Annotated in this window: 25 protein-coding genes; 14 read left to right on the plus strand and 11 right to left on the minus strand. The window is 64.9% G+C overall.

Translation table 11 applies throughout. The features are described 5' to 3' along the window. Nucleotides 1-16 precede the first annotated feature (16 nt). The 7 genes from ACSC1P_RS12255 (at nt 17) to ACSC1P_RS12285 (ending at nt 6,391) form a co-directional block, all read left to right on the plus strand. Entirely contained in the window at nt 17-505 is a 489-nt protein-coding gene (locus ACSC1P_RS12255) for an Lrp/AsnC family transcriptional regulator (RefSeq protein ID WP_435360471.1), read from the plus strand. Then, a complete protein-coding gene (locus ACSC1P_RS12260; protein ID WP_435360472.1) occupies nt 502-1,650 on the plus strand; it encodes a pyridoxal phosphate-dependent aminotransferase in 1,149 nt (382 codons plus the stop codon). Before ACSC1P_RS12255 ends, ACSC1P_RS12260 begins: the two co-directional genes overlap by 4 nt. Nucleotides 1,651-1,734: 84 nt before the next feature. Beyond that, a complete protein-coding gene (locus tag ACSC1P_RS12265; protein ID WP_435360473.1) occupies nt 1,735-2,232 on the plus strand; it encodes a hypothetical protein in 498 nt (165 codons plus the stop codon). Nucleotides 2,233-2,300: 68 nt separating this feature from the next. Continuing rightward, complete coding sequence (locus ACSC1P_RS12270; protein WP_435360474.1) at nt 2,301-2,702, plus strand: universal stress protein; 402 nt, start codon at nt 2,301-2,303, stop codon at nt 2,700-2,702. A gap of 2 nt (nt 2,703-2,704) precedes the next feature. Further along, nucleotides 2,705-3,202, plus strand: a complete 498-nt coding sequence (locus ACSC1P_RS12275) for a DUF6789 family protein (RefSeq protein WP_435360475.1) — start codon at nt 2,705-2,707, stop codon at nt 3,200-3,202. A 116-nt stretch (nt 3,203-3,318) separates the two neighbouring features. Then, complete coding sequence (locus ACSC1P_RS12280) at nt 3,319-5,073, plus strand: cytochrome c oxidase subunit I (protein WP_435360476.1); 1,755 nt, start codon at nt 3,319-3,321, stop codon at nt 5,071-5,073. 79 nt (nt 5,074-5,152) lie between these two features. Continuing rightward, nucleotides 5,153-6,391, plus strand: a complete 1,239-nt coding sequence (locus ACSC1P_RS12285; RefSeq protein WP_435360477.1) for a GNAT family N-acetyltransferase — start codon at nt 5,153-5,155, stop codon at nt 6,389-6,391. 45 nt (nt 6,392-6,436) lie between these two features. On the opposite strand, the gene ACSC1P_RS12290 is transcribed toward ACSC1P_RS12285, so the two are convergent. The 5 genes from ACSC1P_RS12290 to ACSC1P_RS12310 form a co-directional block, all read right to left on the minus strand. After that, nucleotides 6,437-7,210 (minus strand): ABC transporter ATP-binding protein, encoded by a 774-nt coding sequence (locus ACSC1P_RS12290; RefSeq protein WP_435360478.1) that lies wholly within the window; start codon nt 7,208-7,210, stop codon nt 6,437-6,439. Beyond that, nucleotides 7,207-8,253 (minus strand): branched-chain amino acid ABC transporter permease, encoded by a 1,047-nt coding sequence (locus ACSC1P_RS12295; protein WP_435360479.1) that lies wholly within the window; start codon nt 8,251-8,253, stop codon nt 7,207-7,209. Before ACSC1P_RS12295 ends, ACSC1P_RS12290 begins: the two co-directional genes overlap by 4 nt. After that, nucleotides 8,253-9,134, minus strand: a complete 882-nt coding sequence (locus tag ACSC1P_RS12300) for a branched-chain amino acid ABC transporter permease (RefSeq protein ID WP_435360480.1) — start codon at nt 9,132-9,134, stop codon at nt 8,253-8,255. The genes ACSC1P_RS12295 and ACSC1P_RS12300 overlap by 1 nt, the downstream gene beginning before the upstream one ends. A gap of 7 nt (nt 9,135-9,141) precedes the next feature. Next, a complete protein-coding gene (locus ACSC1P_RS12305; RefSeq protein ID WP_435360481.1) occupies nt 9,142-10,539 on the minus strand; it encodes an ABC transporter substrate-binding protein in 1,398 nt (465 codons plus the stop codon). 195 nt (nt 10,540-10,734) lie between these two features. Then, on the minus strand, nt 10,735-11,889 hold the full coding sequence (locus ACSC1P_RS12310; RefSeq protein WP_435360482.1) for an NAD(P)/FAD-dependent oxidoreductase: 1,155 nt from the start codon (nt 11,887-11,889) through the stop codon (nt 10,735-10,737). Between the two features lie 75 nt (nt 11,890-11,964). Here ACSC1P_RS12310 and ACSC1P_RS12315 point away from each other — a divergent pair, with 75 nt between their 5' ends. Both ACSC1P_RS12315 and ACSC1P_RS12320 read left to right on the plus strand, forming a co-directional pair. Next, complete coding sequence (locus ACSC1P_RS12315) at nt 11,965-12,945, plus strand: ornithine cyclodeaminase family protein (protein WP_435360483.1); 981 nt, start codon at nt 11,965-11,967, stop codon at nt 12,943-12,945. A gap of 275 nt (nt 12,946-13,220) precedes the next feature. Beyond that, the gene (locus ACSC1P_RS12320) at nt 13,221-15,083 is read left to right on the plus strand and encodes a PAS domain-containing sensor histidine kinase (protein ID WP_435360484.1); all 1,863 of its coding nucleotides are present in this window, start codon (nt 13,221-13,223) and stop codon (nt 15,081-15,083) included. A 48-nt stretch (nt 15,084-15,131) separates the two neighbouring features. Here the strand turns inward: ACSC1P_RS12320 and ACSC1P_RS12325 are convergent, their stop codons facing one another. The 3 genes from ACSC1P_RS12325 to purL form a co-directional block, all read right to left on the minus strand. Further along, on the minus strand, nt 15,132-15,701 hold the full coding sequence (locus ACSC1P_RS12325) for a HalX domain-containing protein (RefSeq protein WP_435360485.1): 570 nt from the start codon (nt 15,699-15,701) through the stop codon (nt 15,132-15,134). A gap of 350 nt (nt 15,702-16,051) precedes the next feature. Continuing rightward, nucleotides 16,052-16,462, minus strand: coding sequence for a hypothetical protein (locus ACSC1P_RS12330; RefSeq protein ID WP_435360486.1), 411 nt, complete (start codon nt 16,460-16,462; stop codon nt 16,052-16,054). A 135-nt stretch (nt 16,463-16,597) separates the two neighbouring features. Further along, nucleotides 16,598-18,772 (minus strand): phosphoribosylformylglycinamidine synthase subunit PurL, encoded by a 2,175-nt coding sequence (purL, locus tag ACSC1P_RS12335; protein ID WP_435360487.1) that lies wholly within the window; start codon nt 18,770-18,772, stop codon nt 16,598-16,600. Nucleotides 18,773-19,108: 336 nt separating this feature from the next. On the opposite strand from purL, the gene ACSC1P_RS12340 reads away from it, so the two are divergent. Further along, nucleotides 19,109-19,681, plus strand: a complete 573-nt coding sequence (locus tag ACSC1P_RS12340; RefSeq protein WP_435360488.1) for a DoxX family protein — start codon at nt 19,109-19,111, stop codon at nt 19,679-19,681. Nucleotides 19,682-19,741: 60 nt separating this feature from the next. Here ACSC1P_RS12340 and ACSC1P_RS12345 read toward each other — a convergent pair whose 3' ends face one another. Then, nucleotides 19,742-20,242 (minus strand): hypothetical protein, encoded by a 501-nt coding sequence (locus tag ACSC1P_RS12345; protein ID WP_435360489.1) that lies wholly within the window; start codon nt 20,240-20,242, stop codon nt 19,742-19,744. An 88-nt stretch (nt 20,243-20,330) separates the two neighbouring features. On the opposite strand from ACSC1P_RS12345, the gene ACSC1P_RS12350 reads away from it, so the two are divergent. The 3 genes from ACSC1P_RS12350 to ACSC1P_RS12360 all read left to right on the plus strand — a co-directional run bounded on the left by ACSC1P_RS12350 (nt 20,331) and on the right by ACSC1P_RS12360 (nt 23,017). Continuing rightward, nucleotides 20,331-21,017: a PHP domain-containing protein gene (locus ACSC1P_RS12350; protein WP_435360490.1), complete on the plus strand. Its 687-nt coding sequence runs from the start codon at nt 20,331-20,333 to the stop codon at nt 21,015-21,017. After that, nucleotides 21,014-22,132, plus strand: coding sequence for an asparagine synthase C-terminal domain-containing protein (locus ACSC1P_RS12355; protein ID WP_435360491.1), 1,119 nt, complete (start codon nt 21,014-21,016; stop codon nt 22,130-22,132). Before ACSC1P_RS12350 ends, ACSC1P_RS12355 begins: the two co-directional genes overlap by 4 nt. Nucleotides 22,133-22,231: 99 nt before the next feature. Then, a complete protein-coding gene (locus tag ACSC1P_RS12360) occupies nt 22,232-23,017 on the plus strand; it encodes a helix-turn-helix transcriptional regulator (RefSeq protein WP_435360492.1) in 786 nt (261 codons plus the stop codon). 697 nt (nt 23,018-23,714) lie between these two features. Here the strand turns inward: ACSC1P_RS12360 and ACSC1P_RS12365 are convergent. Further along, nucleotides 23,715-24,191 (minus strand): NUDIX hydrolase, encoded by a 477-nt coding sequence (locus tag ACSC1P_RS12365; protein WP_435360493.1) that lies wholly within the window; start codon nt 24,189-24,191, stop codon nt 23,715-23,717. Between the two features lie 98 nt (nt 24,192-24,289). Here ACSC1P_RS12365 and ACSC1P_RS12370 point away from each other — a divergent pair, with 98 nt between their 5' ends. Further along, nucleotides 24,290-24,739, plus strand: a complete 450-nt coding sequence (locus ACSC1P_RS12370) for a DUF7979 domain-containing protein (RefSeq protein WP_435360494.1) — start codon at nt 24,290-24,292, stop codon at nt 24,737-24,739. Between the two features lie 60 nt (nt 24,740-24,799). Here the strand turns inward: ACSC1P_RS12370 and ACSC1P_RS12375 are convergent, their stop codons facing one another. Beyond that, complete coding sequence (locus ACSC1P_RS12375; RefSeq protein ID WP_435360495.1) at nt 24,800-25,771, minus strand: transcription initiation factor IIB; 972 nt, start codon at nt 25,769-25,771, stop codon at nt 24,800-24,802. Nucleotides 25,772-25,868 lie beyond the last annotated feature (97 nt).

Here is a 25,868-nt window from a genome sequence, read left to right on the forward strand (position 1 = left end):
GTCTCGTCTGTGAAGTATGAGCACATCGGACGACCTGCTCGACTTGCTGCTGGAAAACGCTCGTCACACGACGGCGGACCTCGCGCGGATGACCGACATGACCGAAGACGAGGTAGAAGCAGCGGTCGCAGCACTGGAAGACGCCGGCGTCGTCCGTGGCTACCAGGCCATCGTCGACTGGGACGAGACAGACCGCGAGGTCGTTCGTGCGACGGTCGAACTCAACGTCACGCTCGACCGCGAGACGAGTTATCAGGACATCGCCGAGCGCATCGCTCGCTTCCCGCAGGTGAAGACCCTGCGTCTCGTCAGCGGCGACTACGACTTCCTGATGGAGGTCGAAGACGAGTCGATGCACGACGTGTCCATCTTCATCTCGGAGAAGGTCGCGCCCGTGCCCGAGGTCACGCAGACGGTCACCCACTACGTCATGACGACGTACAAGGACCGTGGCGTCAGCTTCGGTGACGGCGACGACGACGACCGCCTCTCGGTCTCCCCGTGACCATGAAGGTCTCGGACAGGGTGCAGTCGGTCCCGCCGTCTGGCATCCGCAAGTTCTTCGAACTCGCCGAGGAGCGCGACGACGTGATTTCGCTGGGCGTCGGTGAACCGGACTTCTCCGCACCGTGGGCCGCCCGCGACGCAGCAATCGACGCGCTCGAACGCGGGAAGACGAGTTACACGGCCAACCGCGGAACCAAGGAACTCCGCGAGGAGATTTCGCGCCACGTCGCCGACCGGTACGACCAGCAGTACGACCCGGACGAGGAGATACTCGTGACGACCGGCGTCAGCGAAGGTGTCGACGTGGCCCTGCGCGCGCTGGTCGACCCGGGCGATACGGTCGCCGTCGTCGAACCGGCGTACATCTCGTACGTGCCCGGCGTCATCTTCGCCGGTGGCGACCCACTGCGCATAGAGACGAAGGAAGAAGACGAGTTCAAACTGACCTACGAAGCACTCGACGCGGCGGGCGCGGCCGACGCCGACCTGCTGATGCTGTGTTATCCGAACAACCCGACGGGTGCAGTGATGACGAAGTCGGACCTCGAACCGGTCGCCGAGTTCTGCCGTGAGCACGACCTGACGGTCATCTCGGACGAGATTTACGCCGATCTGCAGTACGAGAACGACCACACCTCCATCGCGACGCTGCCGGGGATGCGCGAGCGAACCGTCGTGTTCAACGGCTTCTCGAAGGCCTACGCGATGACTGGCCTTCGCCTCGGCTACGCGATGGCCCCGCCGGACGCCATCGCCGCGATGAACCGCATCCACCAGTACGTGATGCTGTCGGCCCCGACGACGGCCCAACACGCCGCGCTCGAAGCCCTGCGGAGCTGTGACGACGAGGTCGAGTACATGGTCGACCAGTACGACCGTCGGCGGCGGTTCGTCCTCTCACGGTTCTCGGAGATGGGTATCGACTGTTTCCGCGCGCGAGGCGCGTTCTACGTCTTCCCGGAGGTGCCAGACGAATACACCGCCGACGAGTTCGCGGAAGCACTGCTGAAAGAGCAGGGCGTCGCGGCAGTCCCGGGAAGCGCCTTCGGCGAGAGCGGCGAAGGCCACCTGCGCGTCTCGTACGCGACGGGACTCGACGACCTGCGCGAGGCGATGGACCGCATCGAGGCGTTCGTCGGGTAGGGTCGCATCGGCCGAGTCTGCACCGAAGTAACATTTTCCTCTCCCACGCAACGGCTTTGTGTATCGACACAGACGCGTCAATAGATGTCAAAATACAGAACACAGTACGCGGTGGTCGTCCCCCAACAGCGACGGGCAATGCTCTCGACGTTCGACAGTGCCACAACCGGTACACACGTCGCGGTCTGTCTGGTGGCTGGCGTCGCGTGGGTTGCTGGCTACGCCTCACTCGGAGGCGGCGGAACGCTCTCTGCGTTCGGTGCTGGCGGCGTCGCCTGTGGCCTCGTGCTCGGTGTGGCGTTCACTCGTGCACTGGGTGGGCCAGTACTGAATCTGCTGTTGAGCATGGCCTGGCCCGCGAGCCTCGCGGGACTCGTCGCAGTCGCCGCAGGACTGCCATACGACAACGTTTTCGACGTCGCTGGGGGATTCGCTATCGTGTTCCCTCCGTTCTTCGTGACGCTCGGCTGTCTGCTAGTGTGGTTCACGTCCCTCGGTCCCGACCGTATCGACAAGTGGTCTCGTCGGTCCCTGCCACCGGCGTTCCTCGACGAATCTGCGGTGGAATCGTCGCGTGGATAGTCGTGCCCGGGGACACACCCACCCATCTCGGGGGTGCTTTCTTTACCTGCGACCCCGTCCTCGCAGGCATGACCACGTTTCTCGCCGGCACCGACGAGGCGGCGACGAGCGAGCGACTCTGTGAGTACCTCGCCCGACGCGTCGGCCCGGACGATACAGTCCACGTCGTTAACTCCATCACCGGCGACGGCAAGGAGGAAATCGTCGCGGAGGGCGAAGAGGCCCTCGCGGTGTTCGACGACCGTCTCGGCGAGCAAACGACCGTCGAGACGCGACAGTTCGCCAGGGGGAACGACCCGACCGCGGACTTGCTGAGCTACGCGAAAGAACTCGCCGTCGACGAACTCGTCATCGGTATCGACCAGAAACGCACACAGGTGAAAAAGCTCATCTTCGGGAGCATCGGGCAGGCCATCCTGCTCCAGACCGACCGGCCCGTCGTGGGCGTACCACTGCCACCGGGTGAGTGAGGATGTCGGAGTCATCACCCACATCAGAGACCCCGGAGACGCCACCCGATGAGGAGCACGTCGCTCGACCGCTGGCAGCCATCGCCGGCGGCGTCGCGGGCGTCACCGTGATGACCGTCCTCTTCGTCATCTTCGAAGTCCAGACCCGCACGGAGATGGAACTGTTCGAAGTCGTCGCCCGGTTCGCGGGCGTTCCGGGTCACGTGTACATCGGCTTCGCGCTGTTCGTCGCGGCGGGGGTACTGGCTTGGCCGCTCCTGTTCGTCGCGCTCGAGTCGTACATCCCGCTGACGCTCGACCCCGCCGCCGCCGGGATGGGCTTCGCCATCGTCCTGTGGCTCGCGTTCGTCATCACGGGGCGCGGCTCGCTCAGTGGAGTCATCCTGCTCGTCTACGCGGTTTCGACGCTCATCGCGCATCTCGCCTACGGCTTCACGCTCGGGGCGGTGTACGCCCACCTGACTGGGCGGCGCTACACTCACTCGTCGCTCCCGACCTGAGTCGACAGGTCGACTGCCCGCCGTGTCGACCCGCCACCCACATCCTCGTCACGGGAATACTCAGCCTGCGAGAATTGGGCACAGCTATTTTTGGCAGGTGTGAGTAGAGTCGCCAAATGTCGTCGCCGCTCGCGTCTGGGCTGGTCGCCGGTACCGCTGCGGTCGCCGTGTTGGCACTCGTCGCCGTGTTGCTCCATCGACGATACGGTGGCCCCCGTCTCGTCACGGACGGTGGCTACCTCGCCGGGACGGGCAGGCTGACGAACAAGCCGACCGGCGTCGTCCGCTGGCTCACGACGGTCGACCACAAGGACATCGGCATCCTCTATCTCGTTCTCGGGACCGTCGCCGCCCTCTGGGGCGGGATGGACGCGATGATGATGCGGACCGAACTCGTCACCTCGCAGGCCGAGGTGTGGAACACGGAGACGTACAACCAACTGTTCACCACGCACGGCCTGACGATGCTGTTCTTCTTCGCCACACCCGTGTTCACCGGCATCGGGAACTACTTCCTGCCGCTGCTCATCGGCGCGGACGACATGGCGTTTCCGCGCGTGAACGCCATCGCGTTCTGGCTCCTTCCGCCGTCGCTGTTGCTGGTCCGTGCCGGGCTGGTGACCGACGTGATGGGGAAGGGGATGGAGGCCGTCGGCCTCCCCGCCGAGGGGTTACTCGAACTCGTCCCGCCCGCGGTCGGCTGGACGATGTACGTCCCGATGTCGCAGACCTCTGCGGTCCCGGGCGTGGTCAACCCGCAGGTGTCACTGATGCTACTCGGCTTGCACCTGAGCGGGGTGGCGACCGTGCTCGCCGCGATCAACTTCGTCGTCACGCTGTTCACCGAGAAGGGTGAGGGTGTCGGGTGGGACACGCTCGACATCTTCTCGTGGACGATGCTGACGACGAGTTCGCTCATCATCTTCGCGTTCCCGCTGCTCGGCAGTACGCTCATCATGCTCCTCATGGACCGAGAAATCGGGACGACGTTCTTCACCGTCGACGGTGGTGGGCCGATGCTGTTCCAGCATCTGTTCTGGTTCTTCGGCCACCCCGAGGTGTACATCCTCGTGTTGCCGGCGTTCGGACTCATCAGCTTCATCCTCCCGAAGTTCGCCGGACGCAAGCTGTTCGGCTTCCGTTTCATCGTCTACTCGACGCTCGCCATCGGCGTCCTTTCCTTCGGCGTCTGGGCACACCACATGTTCGCGACGGGGACCGACCCGCGACTGAAGGTGTCGTTCATGGCCGTCTCTATCGCCATCGCGATTCCCTCGGCAGTGAAGACGTTCAACTGGATTACGACGCTGTGGAACGGCCGCATCCGACTGACAGCGCCGATGCTATTCTGTATCGGCAGCATCTCGCTGTTCATCGTCGGCGGGGTCACCGGCGTCGTCCTCGCCTCGATTCCGGTCGACCTCGTCCTCCACGGGACGTACTACGTCGTCGGCCACTTCCATCTCATCATCGTCGGCATCATCCCGTTCTCGATGTTCGCCGCGAGCTACTACTGGTACCCACTGCTGACGGGCCGGTTCTACAACCGGACGATGGCGAAGGCCCACGCCTGGTTGAGCATCGTCGGCGTCGCAGTCACCTTCATGCCGCTGCTCTGGCTGGGCTACGTCGGTCTCCCGCGGCGGTACGCGTCGTACCCGGTGGAGTATCAGATATTCCAGCAGGTGGCGACCCTCGGCGCGTATCTCATCGGTATCGGCGTCATCCTCTGGATGTACAACATGCTGAACTCGCTGCGTACCGGCCCCCGCGTCGACGAAGCCGACGTGTGGGACCTCAAGCGAACGGGGCAGTTCACCCGCGAGTGGCAGTGGTTCGCCGAGCAATTGGAGGAACGCAGAGGGGAGTAACTGGGCCAGTCACGGGCCGCCGAGACACAGGTTCTCACACTGCAACAACGTTCTTCACGCGGACAGTCGATTCTCGACTATGGTCGATTACCGTTCACTCTCCGACTCCGACGCCGACCGCGAACTGTTTCACAACTTCGTAAACTACGCGTTCCGGCCACAGGAGGGCCCACCAGCGTTCGACCCGGATGAAGAGGACGACGAGGAGTGGGCCCTCTGGGACAATCGCGTCGTCTACGGCGACGACGACGAGCCACGTTGTGTCTGTCGGCACTACTGGTTCGAGACGACACTGCGCGGCGTTCCGGTCGAGATGCCCGGCCTCTCGGCCGTCGCGTCTCCACCGGAACATCGACGTGACGGGAACGTCCGCCGGATGCTCCGTGCCTCGCTCGAAGAGTACGACGAGCGCGAGGCCCCAATCTGTGCGCTCTGGCCCTTCCAATACAGCTTCTACCACAAGTACGGCTGGGACACGTGCAATCACCGGAGCGAACTCTCGTTCGACCCGGAAGTCCTCGAACCGGTGCTCGACGGCCAAGACGCCGGTGGGACGTTCCGCCAACTCGACGCCGACGACTGGGAAGCCGTCGATGCGGTCTATCAGGAAATGACCGCCGACGAAGACCTGGGCGTCGACCGCACCGAAGACTGGTGGCGACACCGACGCTTCGAGGGATGGGACGACGACCCCTTCGTCTACGGCTGGGAGCGCGACGGCGAACTTCGCGGCTACGTTTTCTACGAGTTCGAATCGGGCGACGACGGCCGAACGATGGCCACCTGGGAACTCGGACACGTCGACCACGAGGCATTCCTCGCGTGCCTCCAGTTCTGCTACAACCACGACTCGCAGGTGAGCGAGGTCACGCTCCACCGCGGTGTAGACCCGCTCTTCCTCGACCTCGTCGAAGACACCTACGACGTAGAGATTACGCAGAAACCCGGGCCGATGGTCCGCGTCGTCGACGTGGTGCGGGCACTGGAGACGATTCCATATGCCGAAAGCGTCGAGACGACGCTCACGTTCGACGTGTCCGACCCGCTCGCGGACTGGAACGACGGCCGCTTCGAACTGTCCGTCGAAGACGGGACTGGTGTCTGTGAGCGACTCGACTCGCAGGACATGGACACCGAATCGGGGCCCCAACCCGACGTGAATCTCGACATCGCTGCACTCTCGCAACTCGTCGTCGGCTACCACGAATTCGACCGACTGGCACTGTCTGCAAACGTCGAGCCCCGAAACGACGATGCCCGGGCCGACCTCGCCGCACTGTTCCCGCCACAGGAGACGTTCCTGCGCGACTTCTTCTGAGCGACATGGACCGGGTCCGGCTCTGAGGCCGGAACCATCGGACAGCTATCGGTCTTCCTGGTCGCCGCCGAGATAGGCGTCGATGACGCGCTCGTCGGAGAGCACTTCCTCCGGCGTCCCGGTCGTCAGCACCGACCCCTGGTCGAGGACGATGATGCGCTCGACCATCTCGGCGAGCGTCTCTATCTCGTGCTCGACGATGAGGAAGCTCCGTCCCTCTTCCCGGTTGAGTCGGACGATGTGGTCGACGATGCGCGCTTGCAGCGTCGGATTGACGCCCGCGAAGGGTTCGTCGAGCAGCATCAGGTCGGGGTCTAAGACGAGTGCCCGGGCGACTTCGAGGAGCTTTCGCTGCCCACCGGAGAGCGACGCCGCGTACTCGTCGGCGAGGCGAGCGAGTTCGAACATCTCCAGTAACTCGTCGACCCGCTCGTGGACCTCGGCTTCGTAAGCTTGCACCTCGCCGGGGCGGAACACCGCCGTCGCCGCCCGCTCGCCGGGGTGTGAGAGGTCGCCCAGCGCGACGTTCTCGCGGACGGTCATCGACGTGAGTTCGCGCGACTGCTGGAACGTCCGGACCATCCCGTGACGGGCGAGTTCGTGCGGTGGGGTGTCGGTCACGTCCTCACCGTCGAGACGGACGGTGCCACTGTCGGGGGCGAGCACGCCCGAGACGAGGTCGAACGTCGTGGTCTTGCCCGCGCCGTTCGGTCCGATGACGCCGACGAGTTCGCCCTCCTCGACCTCGAAGGTCGCGTCTCGAACGGCCTGGATACCGTCGAAGGACTTCGAGAGTCCTTCGACCGAGAGCAGACTCATTGGTCCACCCCGAGCTTTCCGGCGTCGCCCCAGAGCCCCTGCGGGCGGTACCGGATGATGAGGATGAGCAACAGACCGACCAGCATGAGCCGGACCGAGGCGAACTGGTCGGCGGAGATGGCCGGCACCTGCTCGTTCAGGAAGCGGGTGGCGAGTCGGAAGCCGACGATGATGCCGACGCCGATGATGGCGGCCCAGTCGTTGCCAGGCCCACCGACGAGCATCCCGACCCAGACCGTGACGGTGACGCTGATGGTGAAGAAACCGGGCGACACCGACCCGAGGTTGAACGCGTAGAGTGCGCCGGCGACGCCGGCGATGGCGGCGCCGTAGACGAACGCCCAGAACTTGTAGCCGAAGACGTTCTTCCCGAGGGTCTGGGTGACGCGCTCGTCGGCCCGGATGGCCCGCAGCACTCGGCCGTATGGTGATTCGCTGAGCCGGTGGAACACGGCGTAGGTGACGAGCAACAGCCCGGCGAACAGGACCGTGGTGAGCATCGCGGACGCGCCTGCAGTTCCGGCGAGGTCTGCAATCGGCCGGGGGACGTTCTGAAGACTCACGTCGCCGCCCGTGATACCCTGAAAGCTCCCGAGCAAGTCGTGGAGAATCTCCGCGATGGCGAGGGTCACGATGGCGAGGAAGTCCCCGCGGAGTCGGAGCGTACTCGCACCGATGAGCGCGCCCAGTGCGGCCGCCGCGACGACGGCACCAATGAGACCGACCGGCCACGGGAAACCGAGGCCGACGCCGACCAGTGGGTCGTTCGCGGTGAGCATCGCGGCCGTGTACCCACCGACCGCGAAGAAGGCCACGTGACCGAAGTTGACGAGACCGGTGTGGCCGAACTGGAGGTTCAGGCCGACGACGAGGAACCCGAACAGCAAGAACAGGATGATGTCCTCGAAGAACGTCAGCGTCCAGCCCGGCGGCTGGACGAACAGCGGCGTGAGCAAGAACACGAGGGAGACGGCGACGAGCAGGCCACCGATGGTGCCGCTCCCAATTGGGAGCCGCTCGCGGATGTCCTCGGCGGTCGCCATCAGGCGCTCACCTCCTCACCGGTGATGCCACCCGGACGTACCAGAAGTACGAGTACGAGCACGACGAACGCCATCGTCGTCCCGAGTTCGCTCGCCCACGAGGGCAAGAGTGCGATGGCCAGTGAGACGGTGATGCCGAGGACGTACGCGCCGACGACGGCCCCGTAGACGCTGCCCGCACCGCCGAGGATGGCCGCCGTGATGACGAGCAACAGTTGGCTGAACCCGGTGTGGGGCGTCGCCCCCTGTCCGATGGCCAGCATGTAGCCCGCGAGTCCGGCGAACGCCGAGGCGAGTATCCAGACGATGGCGCGCATCCGCCGCGTACGGATGCCGGTCACCTTCGCGAGCGCCTCGTTGTCGGACATCGCCCGCATCGCCTTCCCCATCGTCGTCCGCGTGAGGAACAGGTGGACCCCGACGACGGCGACCGCCGTGACCGCGAACAACAGCAGGTGCTGGCCGGTGACGAAGAAGCCGAGGTCGTCGAACCGGAACGTCGTGGCGTTCAGGTCGACGTACCGCTTCTCCGGCGAGGCGACGAGACGGATACCGTTTCGCAACACGAGGCCGAGGCCGATGGACGTGAGCAAGAGTGGGATGGGTCCCGTGTCCGACAACGGTTCGAACACCAGCCACGCCAGTGCCCAGCCCGCGAACCCGCTCACGAGCATCACCGGCACGAGCGCGAGTGTCACGGGAAGACCGAGCGATTCCGCGGCGACGAACCCGAGATACGCACCCACGGTCATGTACTCGCCGTGGGCGAAGTTGATCATGTTCACCAACCCGTACACCATCGTGAACCCGATGGCACCGATGGCGATGTACGAACCAGTTACGACTCCGAATATCAGCTCTTGAACGAATGGGAGTGCCATGAGGTCGTCAGTAGTCGTCGATGAGGCCCTTGAGTTCGTCCGCCTGCACGGTCGCTTTCTCCTCGAACCCATCGGGCGTGACCTGTGAGACACTGACGCTCCCGAAGACGTTCCCGAAGTCGGTGAAGTCGACGGGCGTCGCGGCACCTTCGTAGTTTATCTCGTCGCCGTTGGCGAGTGCTTCCTTGCCCTCGGCGAACGTCGAGACGGTGGTCCCGCCCTCTCGGGCGACCGCCCCGAGGTTCTTCTGTATCGCTGCGGGGTCGGTGCTGCCGGCCCGTTCCATGGCCAGCGCGGTGACGTTCGTCGCGTCGTAGGCGGCGACACCCCACGTGTGCACGTCGGCGTCACCGGCCGACTGGAACTTGTCGATGAACGAGTCGTACTGCGGCCCCTGACTGGAGCCGGCGGCGATCCACGCACCGTCGGCCTGGTCGCCGACCGCCTTCACGAGGTCGGGGTCGCGGAGTCCGTCCTCCATCAGCAGTTGCTTGCCGTAGCCCGCACTGTCCCACTCGCGCACGATGGTCGTCGCGTCTTGCAAGCCGACGGCGAGTGCCCAGGCGTCGAACTCGGTGTCGAACAGCTTGTTGAGTTCGGACTGATACGAGGACTTGCCTTCGCTCACTTCGACGCGGTTGGCGACCGCCCCGCCGTTGCCCTCGAACGCGGCTTGGAACGAGTCGGCCCAGGAGCGTTCGCCCTGGCTCGTCCCGTTCAAGATGCCGATGTTCTCGAAGCCCTCGTCGAGCATGTACTGGGCCGCACCCAGTGTGTGGACGGTGTCGCCGATGACCGTCCGCCAGATATACTCGTCGTCGCCGATATCGTCGGTCCCCTTGTCACCGCCCGTGGTGTCGAGTCCGGTCGACCCCGGCCACGGCGTGACGACTGGGACGCCCGTCTCGTCGAGGAAGTCGAACAGTGGGGTAATCTCGCTGGAGAACAGGCCGATGAGTGCGACCGCCCCGTCGCTGTTCACGAGCTGGTTGACCACGCTGCGCGCCTGTTGCGGGTCGACCGCTGTGTCGCGGCGCTTGACGGACGTCTCGGCGCCGAGGACGCCACCTGCCTCGTTTATCTCTTTCAGTGCGAGGTCGGTCGACTGCGAAACGGCCGGCTGGAGGAAGTCCCACTTCCCGGTCAGTGACGCGGGTTGTCCGAAGACGACCGACGACGGACTGTCGCTCCCGCCATCGTCCGAATCGTCGGAGTCGCTGCCCCCGCCGCCTTCACCGCCACCATCGCCGCCGCCTTCACCGCCACCATCGGACGTGTCCTCCTCTGGATTGTTGCCGACGCCCACACAGCCCGCCAATCCGGCGAGGCCTACCGCGCCGGTGTACTTGAGAACGTCCCGCCTGTAGCCCGTCTCTGCGTCGTCGCGGTCGGTGTTGCGTGTCATTGTTTCTCTCGGGAGATGTTCACTCGACTCATTATCGCAGGGGGTGGTAAGTATTTTTGAATATACGAACGAATAAACTATCGAAAGTAATTCAATTGCCCAGAGTTTTGCATCGATGCACAGTTATCGATAAAATACGTGGCAATTACCACCGGTTGCCGGTCGAGAACGAGTCTCGTCCACCCAGTGTGGGTGTTACGCGACGTTCCGCTCGCTCACCGTCTCACCGCGCTCGAACCGGTCTGCGGAGAGCGCAGACACGTCGACGGTCGACGCTTCGCCGTCGAAGACGAGTTCGGCGACGACCTGTGCGGTCGCGGGTGCGTGCTGGAAGCCGTGACCGGAGAACCCGATGGCAGTGACGTATCCCGGAGCCACTTCGTCGAGGATAGGGTGGTGGTCCGGCGTGACGGCGTACAACCCGGCCCAGCCTCGCTTCAGGCGCGTCTCCGGACCGAAGTAGTTCGCGTAGTCGGCCGCGTGTTCGACCGCCTCGACCATCCAGTCGGTGTCCGCGCTCGTCGAAAACCCGTCGGCGTCGACGGTCGGGTCTGGCCCGCCGAAGTGGCCACCGACGAGTGCAGCACCTTCGCGCTCGGGCCGGAAGTACGAGCCTTCGTCGAGGTCGATGGTCAACGGGACCGACTCCGGAACCGGCGTCTCGGGGTCGACCACGGCGACCTGTCGACGCTTCGGTTCAACCGGCAGGTCGACGCCCACGAATTCGTTCACTCGGTGTGCCCACGGGCCAGCCGCGTTCACCACGAAGTCGGCGTCGAGTCGGCCATCGGGCGTCTCGACACCCGCGACCCGGCCGGTGTCGCCGTCCCGGTATACGTCCAGGACCGGTGTCTTCGTCCGGATGTCGACGCCCGCTTCGCTGGCCGCCTGTGAGTAGCCCTGAAGTGCGAGGTGCGGGTCCGCGAACCCATCCGTGGCACAATACGTCGCGGCTCGGAACTGAGACGGGTTCAGCCCCGGACAGTACTCGGTCGCCGCCTCGGGGTCCAGCAGTTCGCTCTCGACGCCGAGGTCTCGTTGCATCGCGACGTTCGCCTCGAAGTCGGCCGCCGTCTCGGCTTCGCGTGCGAGGAACAGATAGCCGGCCCGTCGGTACTCGATGTCGACGCCGAATCGGTCCTCGAAGCTCTCCCACACCGCGATACTCTCGCGCGAGAGCGAGACGTTCACCGGCGTCGAGAACTGCGTCCGGATACCGCCCGCAGACCGTTCTGTACTTCCCGAGCCGACGCTACCCTTCTCGCAGACGACGACCGACGCGCCTCGTTCGGCGAGCGTGTGCGCGGTCGCTAGCCCGACGATACCGCCGCCGACCACTACGACGTCCATAGCGAACACTGTGTGAACCTCTGTGTTAGTTCTTACCGACGGAATCACTAACACGACCGGACGAGAGTGTGGGGTATGGTTCGACTCCTCGACGACGACGACGTCGCCGACCTGCTCGACCTCGAAGCGGTCCTCGACGTGGTCGAGACGGCGTTCGAACGCCAGCGAGACGGTGCGGTCGAGCGGCCGCCACGACCGCACTTTCCGGTCGGAACGGGCCTCGACGAGACTGCCCCGGACGAATCGCTCGGGACCGGCCTCGCGATGCCCGCGTACGTCCACGGCGCGGAGACGTACGCGACGAAACTCGCCAGCGTCCACCCCGGAAACGACGACCGTGGGCTACCGACGGTACAGGCACAAATCGCACTCACCGACGCGGCGACCGGCCAGCCCGTCGCCTACCTCGCCGGGACCCGGGTCACGAACGCCCGAACCGGCTGTATCGGTGGGGTATCCGTTCGGCACCTGACCGAAGGACCGGTCGACCTCGCCGTCGTCGGTGCAGGGACCCAGGCTCGCTGGCAGACGAAGGCCATCGCGGCCGCGACCGACCTCGCATCCGTCACGGTTTACTCGCCGAGTTCCTCGAAGCACGACTGCGTGGCCGACCTCACCGCCGACGAGCGCGTCGACTGCGAGGTCCGTGCCGCCGAGTCGGCCGGGGCCGCGGTCGCGGGCGCGAGCGTCGTCGTCACGGCCACGACGAGCAGTGCCCCGGTGTTCGACAACGACGACCTCAGGGCTGGGACACTGGTCATCGCAGTCGGTGCCTACACGTCGTCGATGTGTGAATTGGACTCGGAGACGGTCGCCCGAGCGAGTCGGCTCTACGCAGACGTTCCCGAGGAGGCCGTCGAGACGGGCGACCTACAGGGCCGGGTCGACGAGACCGACCTGCGGCCACTCGCCGACGCTTTCGAGGCCGACCCGGTCGGGCCGGACGAAATCGTCGTCGTGGAGAGCGTCGGTTCTGCGGTTCTCGACGCGGCGACCGCGGAGTGGCTCGTCGAGCGCGCAGCGGCCGGCGAGGTCGGCGAACTCACTACGCTCTGACCCGACAGTCCTACTTATACTCTCTCTCGACCGCGGGCCAACCACCTGTTCGGACACCAACGGTTGCACGTTGACAGGTCATGGTCTCGCGTCCCGTGGTGACTGATTCTGCGGTCGACCGAACACTGCCACAGCGGCCCACTGCTCGCCTCGGCCACGAAAGGTAAGTAGGGGAACCACGTACTCCGTCACAGTCTACCAGTCATGCTCCCTGCCGCTCCGCGACCTCTGGCGTTCACTCGACTCCACTCGTCGACAGGGCCGGAGGTGGCGGCGTGAATCGGCGGTCAGACACCGCCGACCCGTCGCTGCCGATCCTCGACCGTGTCGAGGACGCGTTTTTCGCCCTCGACGCTGGCTGGCGCTTTACGTACATCAACGACCGTGCGTCGTCGATGTTGAAACGCTCGCGCTCGAAACTCATCGGTCGCGTCATGTGGGACGAGTTCCCTGAAACCGTCGAGACACAGTTCCCGGAAGGCTTCCATCAGGCGATGGAGACGCAAGAGCCCGTCTCGTTCGACGTGTACCACCATCCGCTGGAGACGTGGTTCGAGGCCCGAGCGTATCCCTCGCCGTCCGGTCTGTCGGTGTACCTGCGCGACATCACCGAGCGCAAGGACCGCGAGAACGAACTCGCCCAGCACGCCCGTGTCGTGGAGGCGGTCCACGACGGCGTTATCACCGTCGACGACGACAATCGCATCGCCAGCGTGAACGAGGCCATCGAGGTCTCGCTCGGCGCGACCCGCGAAGAGTTGGTCGGCGAACCGATTCGCCGACTGCCCGAGCTCGCCTCCATCGACACCGACGGCGCGATGGCCATGGGCGAAGCCATCGGCAAGATTCAGGCTGGCAACGCCAGTCACGTCCGGTTCGAACTCACGTTCACCAACGCGGCCGGCGAACCACGCGTCGGTGAGATGCGCATGGTCTCCCTCGGCGAGGGCCACGCCAGCGTCGCGGGCGTCATCCGCGACGTGACCGAACAGCGCGAGTACCAGCAGACCGTCGGCTCGCTCCACGAAGTCACGCGCTGGCTGTTCGACGCCGACGACGCCGCCGAAATCTGTTCCGTGGCGGTCCACGCCGCGGGCGAGATGCTCGACCTGCCAATCAGCGGCGTCTGGCTGCTCGACGACGAACGCGGCGTGTTGGACCCGATGGCCGCGACGATGGACGCCCACATGGAGTTGGGCGGCCTCCCGCAGTTCTACGAAGGCGAAGGCCTCGTCTGGGACGTGTACCGCGACGGTGAACCGGTGTACTTCGACGACCTCACCGAGCGCGACGACATGTACAATCCGAACTCGCCGCTCAAGAGCGAAATCATCGTCCCCATCGGGACCCACGGCGCGATGATGACCGGGTCGACACAGCCCGACGCCTTCGACGAGACCGACATCGAACTCGTCTCGCTGCTCGCCTCGAACACCGAGGCTGCACTCGACCGGGCCGACCGCGAGAAGCTCTTACAGGACCGGAAACAGAGCCTCGCCCGGCAGTCCGAACGCCTGCGGTCGGTCGCCGACATCCTCTCGGACGACCTGCAGGCCCACCTCGACACCGTGGCCAGCGAGTTCAGCGACGGCGACGAAGAGGCCGAAGCCGTCGAGACGCTGACCCGCGCCGAAGAACTCGTCGACGACGTGCTGGAGTTCGCCCGTGACCAGACCTCGATGGGGTCGCGCTCCTCGGTCGACTTCGAGAGTTCTCTCGCCGACGCGCTGGACGCTTCCATCGCCGAGGACATGACGGTCTATCTGGAGTTCGAGGGCAAACTCCGGGCCGAGCGCGACCGCTTCGTCCACATGCTCGAAACCGTCTTCAACGACATCTGCGGCCGCGCCGGCGACGACTGCGCCACCGTCAGAATCGGACCCGTCGAAGACGACGAGACGGGTCACCCAACCGGCTTCTACATCTTAGACGACGCCGAGAAGATTCCTGAGACCGAGTTCGACCGCGTGTTCGAACCCGCGGCGACCGATTCGTCAGAGAGCGTCGGCCTCGGCCTCGCCGTCGCCCGGGAAATCGCCGAAGCCCACGGCTGGGAGGTCGATGTATCCACGGGTCAGGCTGGCGGGACGCAGTTCTCGATAACGGGCATGGTGACGTTCGAAGTGACGCGGGAGTGAAAACAACGATTCTTCAGACGTTCGGACGACGACAGCGACAGTGATTGCTCAGTCCAGTCGCGCGATGTCCTGACAGACACGGCGGTACGCGTCGTGGTCCGAGAGTTCGGTAATCGTCTCGTCGATTTGCGCCCGCATCACGTGCAGTCGGTCTTCGAGTCGCGCGTACTTCTCCGACGCCCGCAACTCGGCTTCGGTTTTCTGCGAGTCGAGCAGCGCCTTCTTCGACGCCAGCGCGAAGAACTCCTGAATCTGCACGTCGTAGGTCGAGCGAAGAAGCAGTTGGTCGATGGTCTCCAGCAAGTCCGTCTTCGAGACGGGCTTGACGAGATAGTCGTCGAAGCCCATCTGGATGATGTCGAAGTCCGGTTCGACCGCGGTGACCATCGCCACGCGAGTGTCGAGTTCGCGGTCACGGATAGTCGAGAGGACTTCGTCGCCCGAGAGGCCGGGCATCCGGCGGTCGAGCATGACGATATCGACCTCCTCGGAGATGGCTTCCAGTGCCTGCGCGCCGTTGTAGGCGGTCCTCACCTCGCAGGCGTTTCGGAGCCACGCCGCGTACAGGTTGGCCAAGTCCGGCTCGTCTTCGACGATGAGCACGGTGGGGTCAGCCATGCACGCGACCACCCAGTGTTCGCATCACCGAGTGATTGACGGGTGTGCTATAAGTAGATGACGGGGCTGCTAGTTGTTGTCTGGTTTTTCGTTGAGTTTGTTGGTTGCTGTCGGGCGGTTTTGGTTGGTGTCGCCGTTTGTGTTCGGTTCAAGTAGTTGTTCACGACTACCGACGGAACATGACCGCCGCCACTCCCTCCCCGACCGATTCCGCTCCTCGGCCTTCGGCCTGCGGTGCTCATCCCTCGCGCGAAGCGGGCCGACACGCCTACGGCGGTCGGCAGCGACGCGCGCCATGCCGATTGTGACGGTATCGTCGGAAGAAGACGACTCGTCTTGTCGACGTGTGTTCAGTCAGTTACCCGAACGACGAACTGGACCACCGGGACCGGAGTCGTCGTCTCGTCGCCGATTCGGCGGAGGATCAGTGTGAACCGATACGTCCCGGTCTCGTACGGCCGTTCGCATCGGGGGTCGTCGACGGCGTAGTAGTGGTACGTTTGCGACTCGCCGGCTTCGAGGGACAGTGGTGGACGATACGCGCCGCCGACTCCGAGCCGACCTTCACTGTGTCGTGGTCCTGGCGGTGGGAGCTTCGACCCGTACCGCAGGGCGATACCGGGCCTGTCGGGGACAAGCACTTCGTCCAGTCGGTGGAATCGAAGTGGCACCTCCGAGTCGTTCCGAAGCGAGAGGGCCAGTTGCGCGGTTCGCTCTGGTGAAATCGTCGGCTCGGTGAGTTCGACGCTCGGGCTGAACACGGCACCTGCAGACGGAATTTCCGTCGAAACGAGTTCTAGCGACCGAACGATGCCCATAGTCGTACGGCAGAATAGTGACCGGAATCAGACAAGCGCCGGTGCCGACACTGTCGAGAGAAGCCGTGAAACGAGTTCTCAGTCCATCTCGCGTTCGATGACGCTTCGCCAGTCCGCGACGATTTCGGCTTCGGCGTCGAAGTCGGTCTCGCCGACGGAGAGGTCCAGCGAACCGGACTTCGTCCCTTCGCCGATTTCGGCAACCGGCGCGACACCGTCGAACGCTTCGCGGACTGCATCGGGGTCCGTCGTCTGGACCACTGCACGGCCGGGTTGTTCGTGGAATAGGGTGCCGACCGGGTCGGCGTCGCCGAGGTCGACCGAGAGACCGGCGTCCTCGGTCACCATCTCGGCGAGGGCGACTGCGAGGCCGCCGTGGCTCACGTCGTGGGTAGCGAGCGTCGATTCGTCGTCGGCCACGTCGGCCAGTGCCGCGACGAAGCCAGCCGCGTCCTCGGGCAGTTCGGGGAACCGGTCGCTGCCGCCGAGGCGAGCGAGCAGTTCGGAGCCACCGAGGTGGGTCTCTGCCTCTCCGGCGAAGGGGAGGTCGCCGACGAGCAGGAGTGTCCCTTCGCTGGCGGCGGCCGCAGGCGGCGCGTCGTACCCCTCGCGGGTGCCCACCATCGCGAGCGTCGGCGTCGGCGGGATGGGACCAGACGGCGAGTCGTTGTACAGTGAGACGTTCCCGCCGACGATGGGCACCGAGAGGTCGGCGCACATTCCGGCGAGGCCGTCGACGATGCCTTTGAAACCGCCGTACACGTCGGGCTTCTCCGGGTTACCGCCGTTCAGGCAGTTGACCGCGGCGAGCGGGGTCGCGCCCTTCGCGGCGAGGTTGGTCGCGTTCTCCAGTGCGACCGCGCGTGCGCCCTCGACAGGTGCGCACTCAGTCCAGAGTGGGTCGGAGCCAGCCGAGATTGCGAGGCCCTGTCCGGTCTCACGGATGGCCACGATGGCCGCGTCGTCGCCGGGACCGGTCGCGGTCCGGACGCCGACCTCGTGGTCGTACTGTCGGTAGACCCAACGTTTAGAGGCCGTAGTCGGACTGCCGACGACGGACTCGATTGCATCGCCGAGATCCACGTCGGGCAGGTCGGTCTCTGGGACCGCGGGTTCCTGGTGGTCGAGGTCGTTCATCGGCGCACCCTCGCCGAGGAACTCCGCGTCGACCGAGACGACGTCTTCGCCCTGGAACTCACAGACGTAGTCCGACTCCGTGACCTCGCCGATGACGGAGCAACCGAGGTCGAAGCGTTCGGCGACCTCGCGCACGCGGTCGACGTTCTCCGGCGTGACCTCGTAGCACATCCGCTCTTGGGACTCTGCGAGCAGGATTTCGAGCGCGTTCATGTTCGGTTCGCGCTGGTGGACCGCTTCGAGGTCGATACGGGCACCGAGGCCGCCCTTGGCGACGAGTTCCGAGGACGCGCCGCCGAGTCCGGCCGCGCCGAGGTCCCGTGCGGATTCGACGATTCCCTCCTCGACGAACACTTCGTTCGCCTCGATGAGGAGTTTCTCCGTGTAGGGGTCGCCGACCTGGACCGCGGGACGGTCCTCGGTTTCAGCGTCTTCGCTCAGGTCCTCGCTGGCGAAGGATGCGCCACCGAGGCCGTCGCGGCCGGTCGCCTGCCCGACGAGGACGAGGTTGTTTCCGGGTTTCTGTGCGACTGCGGTGATGAGTCGCTCGTCGTCGAGCAGGCCGACGCAGGCGACGTTCACCAGCGGGTTGCCCTCGTAGTCCGGGTGGAAGTCGACCGACCCGGCCACGGTCGGGACGCCGATGCAGTTCCCGTAGTGGCTGATGCCCTCGACGACGCCCTCGAACAGGTAGCGCGAGTGCTCACGGTCGAAGTCACCGAAGTACAGCGAATCGGTCAGCGCGATGGGATAGGCACCCATCGACAGCGTGTCGCGGACGATGCCGCCGACGCCGGTCGCCGCGCCGTCGAACGGGTCGACGTAGCTCGGGTGGTTGTGGGACTCGATACCCAGCGTGATGTACGTGTCATCTGCGCGGCTACTGCCGCGAGTGGAGTCGCCGTCAGGCGACGGAAGTCGGACGACCGCAGCGTCGTCGCCCGGTCCCACGACGACCTGCTCGCCCTCGCTCTCGAAGGCGGACAGGAGCGGTCGAGACGACCGATACGCACAGTGCTCACTCCAGAGGTTCTCGAACAGGGTCGCCTCAGCAGGTGTGAGGGTTCGCCCGAGTTCGTCCTCGATGAGTTCGCGGTCGGAGTCGGCGAGGCTCATTCATCCTCATGTCGATACCCACCCGACTAATGCGTTTCCATGTGCACGTTCGTGGATATTCCTCGGGACAGGGAACCGGCCCCCTGTGCCCGACGACGAGTTGAGCGGTACGACGAGGACGGTTGGAATCGAGCCCTGCCTGCGGGCGCTCAAATACTGAGAATGACACATCGTCTCGTGAGAGAACTAGTCGCTCACTAATAGAGAGGAAGTCGACACTGTTAGGTGGTTTTCTCGTATTCCTTGACCCCGATTCTCAGTTCCATAGAACCGAGAATTACAGTATCTTTATATATCGATACCCATCGTCTGTTGAGATGTAGGAGGAAGATTACGATGAACACCCAACAACTCCAGACCACCAGCAACACCTTCGAGAGCAAAGTCGGCGGCATCCACGTCGTGAGCAAGGCGCACAGCCTCAGCGCGTGGTTCGTCCTCTCGCTGCGCCTCATGATGGGCTACGCGTTCCTGCACGCTGGCTGGGACAAAATCTTCGCTGCCGAAGCCTTCGACGCGAAGGGTTACCTGCTCTTCGCGGCTGGGACCAACGGCAACCCACTGGCCGAGATGTTCGTCTGGATGGGCGAAACCGCCTGGTTCGTCTCGTTCGCGAACGTCGCCGTGCCGTGGGGTGAGCTGTTCATCGGTCTCGGACTGCTCGTCGGTGCCATGGTTCGCCTCGCGGCGTTCTTCGGCGCGTTCATGATGGCGATGTTCTACTTCGGGAACTGGAGCATCGAACACGGCATCATCAACGGCGACTTCGCGTACATGCTCGTGTTCCTCGCCGTCGCCGCCTTCGGTGCGGGCCGCATCCTGGGCCTCGACACCCTCATCGAGAACTACGAACTCGGTGGGCAGAAGCTCATCGAGAAGTACCCGAAGCTCGACTATATCCTCGGCTGAGTCGAGGAATATCTGTTTTCGGTTTTCTGTCTACCGATTTTCGTCCTGTTTTACACGTCGTTACGTCCCGCGCAATCCTTCAAACACCCACGCGAACGCGAGGAGGAACCATCCCAGTACGAAGACGAGGATTGCGACGGGTTCCGACAGTCCGAACAGCGACTCCCAGCCCAGCATGTCCGCCAACGACTTGCTGTCGCCGCCCATCGTGTGGCGTCCGCTGAAGAGGTCGGCGAACACGTAGACACCGACTGTACCGACGGCGAGAAAGGTCGCTGCGGTCGTTTCGACGACGACGAGTGGCCGACTCCCCTCGGCGGACTGTCTCGGGTCGAGCACGCGACAGAACTCGGCCAAAATCTCGATGAAATGTTCGCGGAGTTGGACGAACAGCAGTGGCGCGACTACTGCAGAGAGGAACAACCAGAGTGCCGCGATGCCCGACACCGTCTCGACGAAGGTGCCCTCCAGCAACCCGAGGAAGGCGACGAAGAGCGACACGCCGGTCAGCCCAGCGACCGCGAAGAACAGTTTGCCGAGGTTGAGGTCGTCGTCTCGCACAGGTCGACCACAGCCGTCTCTGGCTTGATTCTTCTGGCACAGACGGGATACCGAGTCGTTTTTCACTCATCGACGACTACGGGCGGGTGTGCTATCGGTCGAGTTGCACTGCCACTCCGCGCTCTCCTACGACGGCCACGACCCCGTCGAACTCCTGTTAGAACAGGCCGCAGCCGTGGGTCTGGACGCGGTGGCAGTGACCGACCACGACGAAATCGACGCGAGCTTAGAGGCCGTCGAGAAGGCCCCCGACTACGGCCTCGTCGGCATCCCCGGGATGGAAGTGACGACGGCCGCGGGCCACGTCCTCGCGCTGGGCGTCAAGGAGAAGGTGCCCCCCGGAATGCGATTCGAGAAGACGCTCGACCACATTCGCGACCGCGGCGGTATCGCAGTCGTGCCACACCCGTTTCAGGAGTCCCGCAGTGGCGTGATGGAGAACATCTCCGGGGCGGAGTTGCAGACCGCCGACGCCATCGAGGTGTACAATTCACGACTGTTGACCGGCCGGTCGAACAGACAGGCCGAGCGGTTCGCCCGTGACCACGACATCCCGATGACCGCCGGCAGCGACGCCCACATCAGCGAGATGGTTGGGCAGGCGGTCACCCGGGTCGGGACCGACGAACTCGCGTACGAACCGATACTCGACGCGATTCGCAACGGCCGGACCACGGTCGAGGGCAAGCGGACGCCGTGGCGAATCAGCTTCCAGCAGGCGGCCAGCGGGGCGAAACGCCGGGTGAAGAACCGCATCCACGACATGCTGCTGTGACGCTCGACGGCGCAGACGCCGACACGGTTCGCCGGGCGGTCGAGTCGGGCGACCCGCTGCCTGGGACGGCCGGCTTCGCGGGTGCCGTCGACGGCGTACTCGTTCGGGACGTGCTGGGTCGGTATCCGCTGTTCTACGACGCCGAGAGCGACGGCAACGACTGGGCGCGCCGACCGGACGACCTCGACGACCCGGCTCGCCTCCCACCGGGAATGCGAGTGAAGCGGGGCAGTACCGAGGCCGAGCAGTGCTGGTCGCTCCCCGAACCGACGCCGGAAACCGACCGCCGGGACGCCGTGGTCGCAGTACAGGACGCGATTCGGACGAGTGCAAAGTCACTCGACATCGCGGGCGATACTGCCGTCGCATTCTCTGGGGGCGTCGACTCCGCACTCGTCGCTGCGCTCGTCGACGGGCCGTGCTACGTCGCCGGCTTCCCCGGGAGCCATGACGTGGCAGCAGCCAAAATCGCGGCGGCAGCGATGGACGTAGACCTCACGGTCGTCGAGTTGACGCCAGAACTGCTGGAGCGTGCCGTCCCGAGCGTCGCCCGGGCCATCGGCCGAACGAACGCGATGGACGTCGGTATCGCACTCCCGCTCTTCCTCGTCGCGGAGCGGGTGGTCGAAGACGGATTCGACCGACTCGCAGTCGGGCAAGGTGCCGACGAACTGTTCGGTGGCTACACGAAGGTCGCAAAGGCACCGACCGACCCGCGAGTCGACGCCGACACGGTTCGCGGCGCGGCCCGAGAGATGATACGGACGCTTCCGAACCAACTCGAACGCGACGTCCTCGGCCTGCGGGCGGCTGGCGTCGAACCGGTCGCACCGCTGTTACACGACGCCGTTGTCGACGCCGCACTGCGGCTACCGGGTGACCTGCTCGTCGACGACCGCAGCGAGCGAAAGGTCGCGCTCCGACTCGCCGCTCGTGCGTGGCTCCCCGACCGCGTCACCTTCCGCGAGAAGAAGGCGGTCCAGTACGGCAGTTTCGTCGCCAGAGAACTCGACCGCCTCGCGCGACAGGCCGGCTTCAAGCGGCGGATGGACGACCACGTCTCCCAGTACGTCGCATCACGGGTCGAAGGAGGACAGGTCGAAGGATGGCGGTGACCGCCAGACCGAATCCGTCGTGCTGGGTTCGGGCACGGACGTTCGCCCCAGCGTAGGGGTCCGTAACCGATTTTACGCTGCCGTGAGGAATACGCTAGCATGGCAGGGTCGATGGTGGAAACGGTACTGGAAGTACTCACGAAGCGATGGTCGGTAGTCGTGGCCCTCCGCGACAAGCCACGGACGAAACCCGAACTCGTCGACGAAGTGGGTGTTTCACGCTCCACCGTAGACCGAGCGGTCGGTGACCTCGAAGACGAGGACGTGGCTACCTACGAGGACGGCCGATACCGGCTGACATCGTTCGGTGGACTCGCTTGCGAGGCACACGACCTCTCTCGGCGATGTCTCACGGGACTCTGTGACGCTCGTGACCTCGTCGAACAACTCCCGGACGCGGGTGACGGGTCGGCTATCGCCTTCGCGAACGCGACCGTCGTTCGGCCGGAACCACATCGACCCGACCTCGCCATGCGGCGGTTCGTCGAACTGCTGAACGAGGCCGACCGCGTGCGCGGAGTCTCGCCGGTCGTCGTCGAACCCTACGTCGAAGTGTGTCAACGCCGGGTCGCCGAAGACGGGATGGAACTCGACCTCGTCGTCGCCCAGCCAGTGTACGACGTGTTACGTCGAGAGTTCGGCGCAGCGTTCGAAGACGTCCTGCAGGCCGACCACGCCTCGGTCGTCGCGACCGATGCCGACATCCCGGTCGGGATGGCCATCATCGACCGAGACGACGAGCGCGAACTCGCCGTCGTCCTCTACTCCGCGACCGGCATCTCGGGACTCATCAGGAACGACGACCCCGCTGCCGTCGGCTGGGCGCTGGAAGTGTTCGAAAGAATGCGTGCACGAACGGTCGAACCGGAGAGCCGAACGACCTAGACGGGACCTGACTGAGTTCGTGTCTGGGTCGCAGTGCGGAGACGACGGGCAATCGTGTCTGGCTGTCGCGCGTTGGTCGCGACGGCCACGAGGCGAGGGTCATTGGGCACGAGTCGACCCTTGCGCAGTACACTCCGTGGCGGCTGTCGGGTGACCGTTCGCTTACGAGTACGGATGCTGAGAAACGCTATTACTTCACCGACCGGTGTGGTAATCGCCTGAGCACGCCTCTGTGCAGTACCTGGTCCAACAGCCCAGTGCTTGCAGAATAGACGCAGCATATGCACATCGAATCCAGGCACTGCGTTCTCCGAGTCTGGAGACGGCTCCGGGAAATCTCCCGGCCAGCCGGTAACTTCGACGTTCGCACGTTACCCGGTGTGAGCGCGCGGTTACTGCGTCTGGACCCGTACTGCGTTCGAAGACTCCATGCCGTACTCGACACACGTTCTCTCTCGCCGAACCGTGATCCGACTGGTCGGAGCCGGGCTGACGACGCTCTCGGTAGGGGTCAGTACAGCGCTCGCCGCCGATACGTTCGACCCGCGCCAGCGACAGTCCGCGGAGTCGGATTACTGGCGCGGTCGGCGCCGACCGTGTCACTGGCATCGAGAGCGCGACAGCGGCGAGTGGGACCAGCACTGCCACGAGGGAGGATGGGAGGAACACGAGCACTAGCGTACCTACGCCATCGGTGCTATCGCGTCGCCTCGACCGTCTCGATCGCTCGCAGCCCGATGTCGACGACATCGGCGTCGAATCGGTCGCCACCCGCACGGAGCGTCGCAGGAGTGACCCACTTCCACGCGTCGCCCGGCGCCTCACCGGCCGCCGGGTCGAGCGACCGAGAGTCGGCTTCGGCGTAGTACACGTGGTCGACGTGCTGATGGCCGACTTCGCCGTCGTAGACGTTCACGTCCGCGAGTTGAAAGTGCTGTGGCTTCGGCAGTGGTTCGACCGTCTCCGAGGCGATGTCGTCACGGTCAGTCACGAGGTCGACTGAGAGCCCGGTCTCTTCGCGGACCTCACGCAGTGCGGCCTCGTGTGGCGTCTCGCCGCGGTCGACGTGCCCGCCCGGTGGGAGCCACTTGCCGAGTCGGTCGTGTTCGTGGAGGAGGGTCGCGCCGTCGTGGACCACGTACACCGTCGCGGTGGTGTGTCTGGTCAGTTCCATAGCCGGGGTAACCGACCACGGTCGTTTGTAGCCGTCGGTTCCGAGCCCCACGAGTCGACGACGGAACGACTATCACGTCGTAGTCCCGCGTTCTGACTGTGCGAACTCGGTACCTCTACGCGGTCGGGGCGGTCGTCCTGCTGGTCGGAATCGTACTCGTCGGTGTAGGCTTCACCCAGCCGAACGAGTGTCGGACGACTGTCGCCCTGAGCGTCAACGACTCCGCCGAACAGGCGGGGCCGGTCGTCGAGGCGGGCAACCTCTCGCCACCGATGCAACAGGCAGTTCGGACCGTCGTCGAGGACAACGAGACTGCGTTCGTCGAGCCGTCGCAGTATCAGGACGAACTGGCGAACCGGACCGTCCAGTACGAGGGGACGCGCTACGTCGTCGAAGGACAGCAGATTCAGGACTGCGGTGGCGGCCGTGACGACCTGTTCATCTTCGGGGGCTTCTGGGTCGCTGTCGTCGGGACGGTCCTGCTGGCGCTCGGTGGCCTCTACGATTACGGGAGCGAGTTCTTCCCGACGGAAGACGACTATCGTTGAAGAAGCGATGTCGGGCCGCTGGCGGCAGCGGCGAGTGACTCCGTGGTTCGGCCGGCGACGTTACCGCGACTGCTCGGCTTCGAGCAGTTCGTGGTAGCGGTTGCGGATGGTGACCTCGGAGATGTTTGCGACCTCCGAAACCTCGTTCTGTGTGACCTTCTCGTTGGCCAGCAGCGACGCCGCGTAGACGGCAGCGGCGGCGAGGCCGACTGGTGACTTACCCGAGTGGATACCTTCGCGCTTGGCCGTCTCCAGTAGCTGACGGGCACGACGTTCGGCCTCGTCGGAAATGCCCAGTTCGCTGGCGAACCGCGGGACGTAGCTCACGGGGTCCGCCGGCTGAATCTCCAGATTCAGCTCACGGACGACGTAGCGGTACGTCCGGGCGATTTCGTCACGGTCGACCCGCGACACGTTCGTCACCTCGTCGAGCGAGCGCGGCGTGCCAGCCTGTCGCGCGGCGGCGTACAGCGACGACGTCGAGACACCCTCGATGGAGCGCCCCGGGAGCAGGTCTTCGCTGAGTGCGCGGCGGTAGATGACGGAGGCCGTCTCGCGGACGTTCTTCGGGAGGCCGAGCGCACTGGCCATCCGGTCGATTTCGCCGAGTGCCTGCTTCAGGTTGCGTTCTTTCGAGTCGCGAGTGCGGAAGCGCTCGTTCCACGTCCGCAGACGCTGCATCTTCTGGCGCTGGCTGGAGCTGAGCTGGCGGCCGTAGGCGTCCTTGTTCTGCCAGCCGATGTTCGTCGACAGCCCCTCGTCGTGCATCATCTTCGTCGTCGGTGCGCCGACGCGAGACTTCTCGTCTTTCTCGCTGGCGTCGAACGCGCGCCACTCCGGCCCGCGGTCGACGTTGTCCTCCTCGACGACCAGCCCGCAGTCCGCACATACCGTCTCACCGTGCTCGGAGTCGGCGACGAGGTCGCCGCTACACTCCGGGCACGTAAGTGAAGTGTCCGCTGTTTCCTCCGTCTCTGTCCCTCTCGTTCGGGTTTCGTCTGTCTGTTGGCGTCGTATGCTCGTATCTGTCATTGTATGGCCACCCACGGGTATGGGTTCGAAAACGGTCGCTCGTATCTATCTGTTGTGGAGCGTCCAACTTAAATCCGCGGGGCAATTAGCTAGGTGA

This window comes from Haloarchaeobius caseinilyticus (assembly GCF_051207395.1).
Lineage (GTDB): Archaea > Halobacteriota > Halobacteria > Halobacteriales > Natrialbaceae > Haloarchaeobius.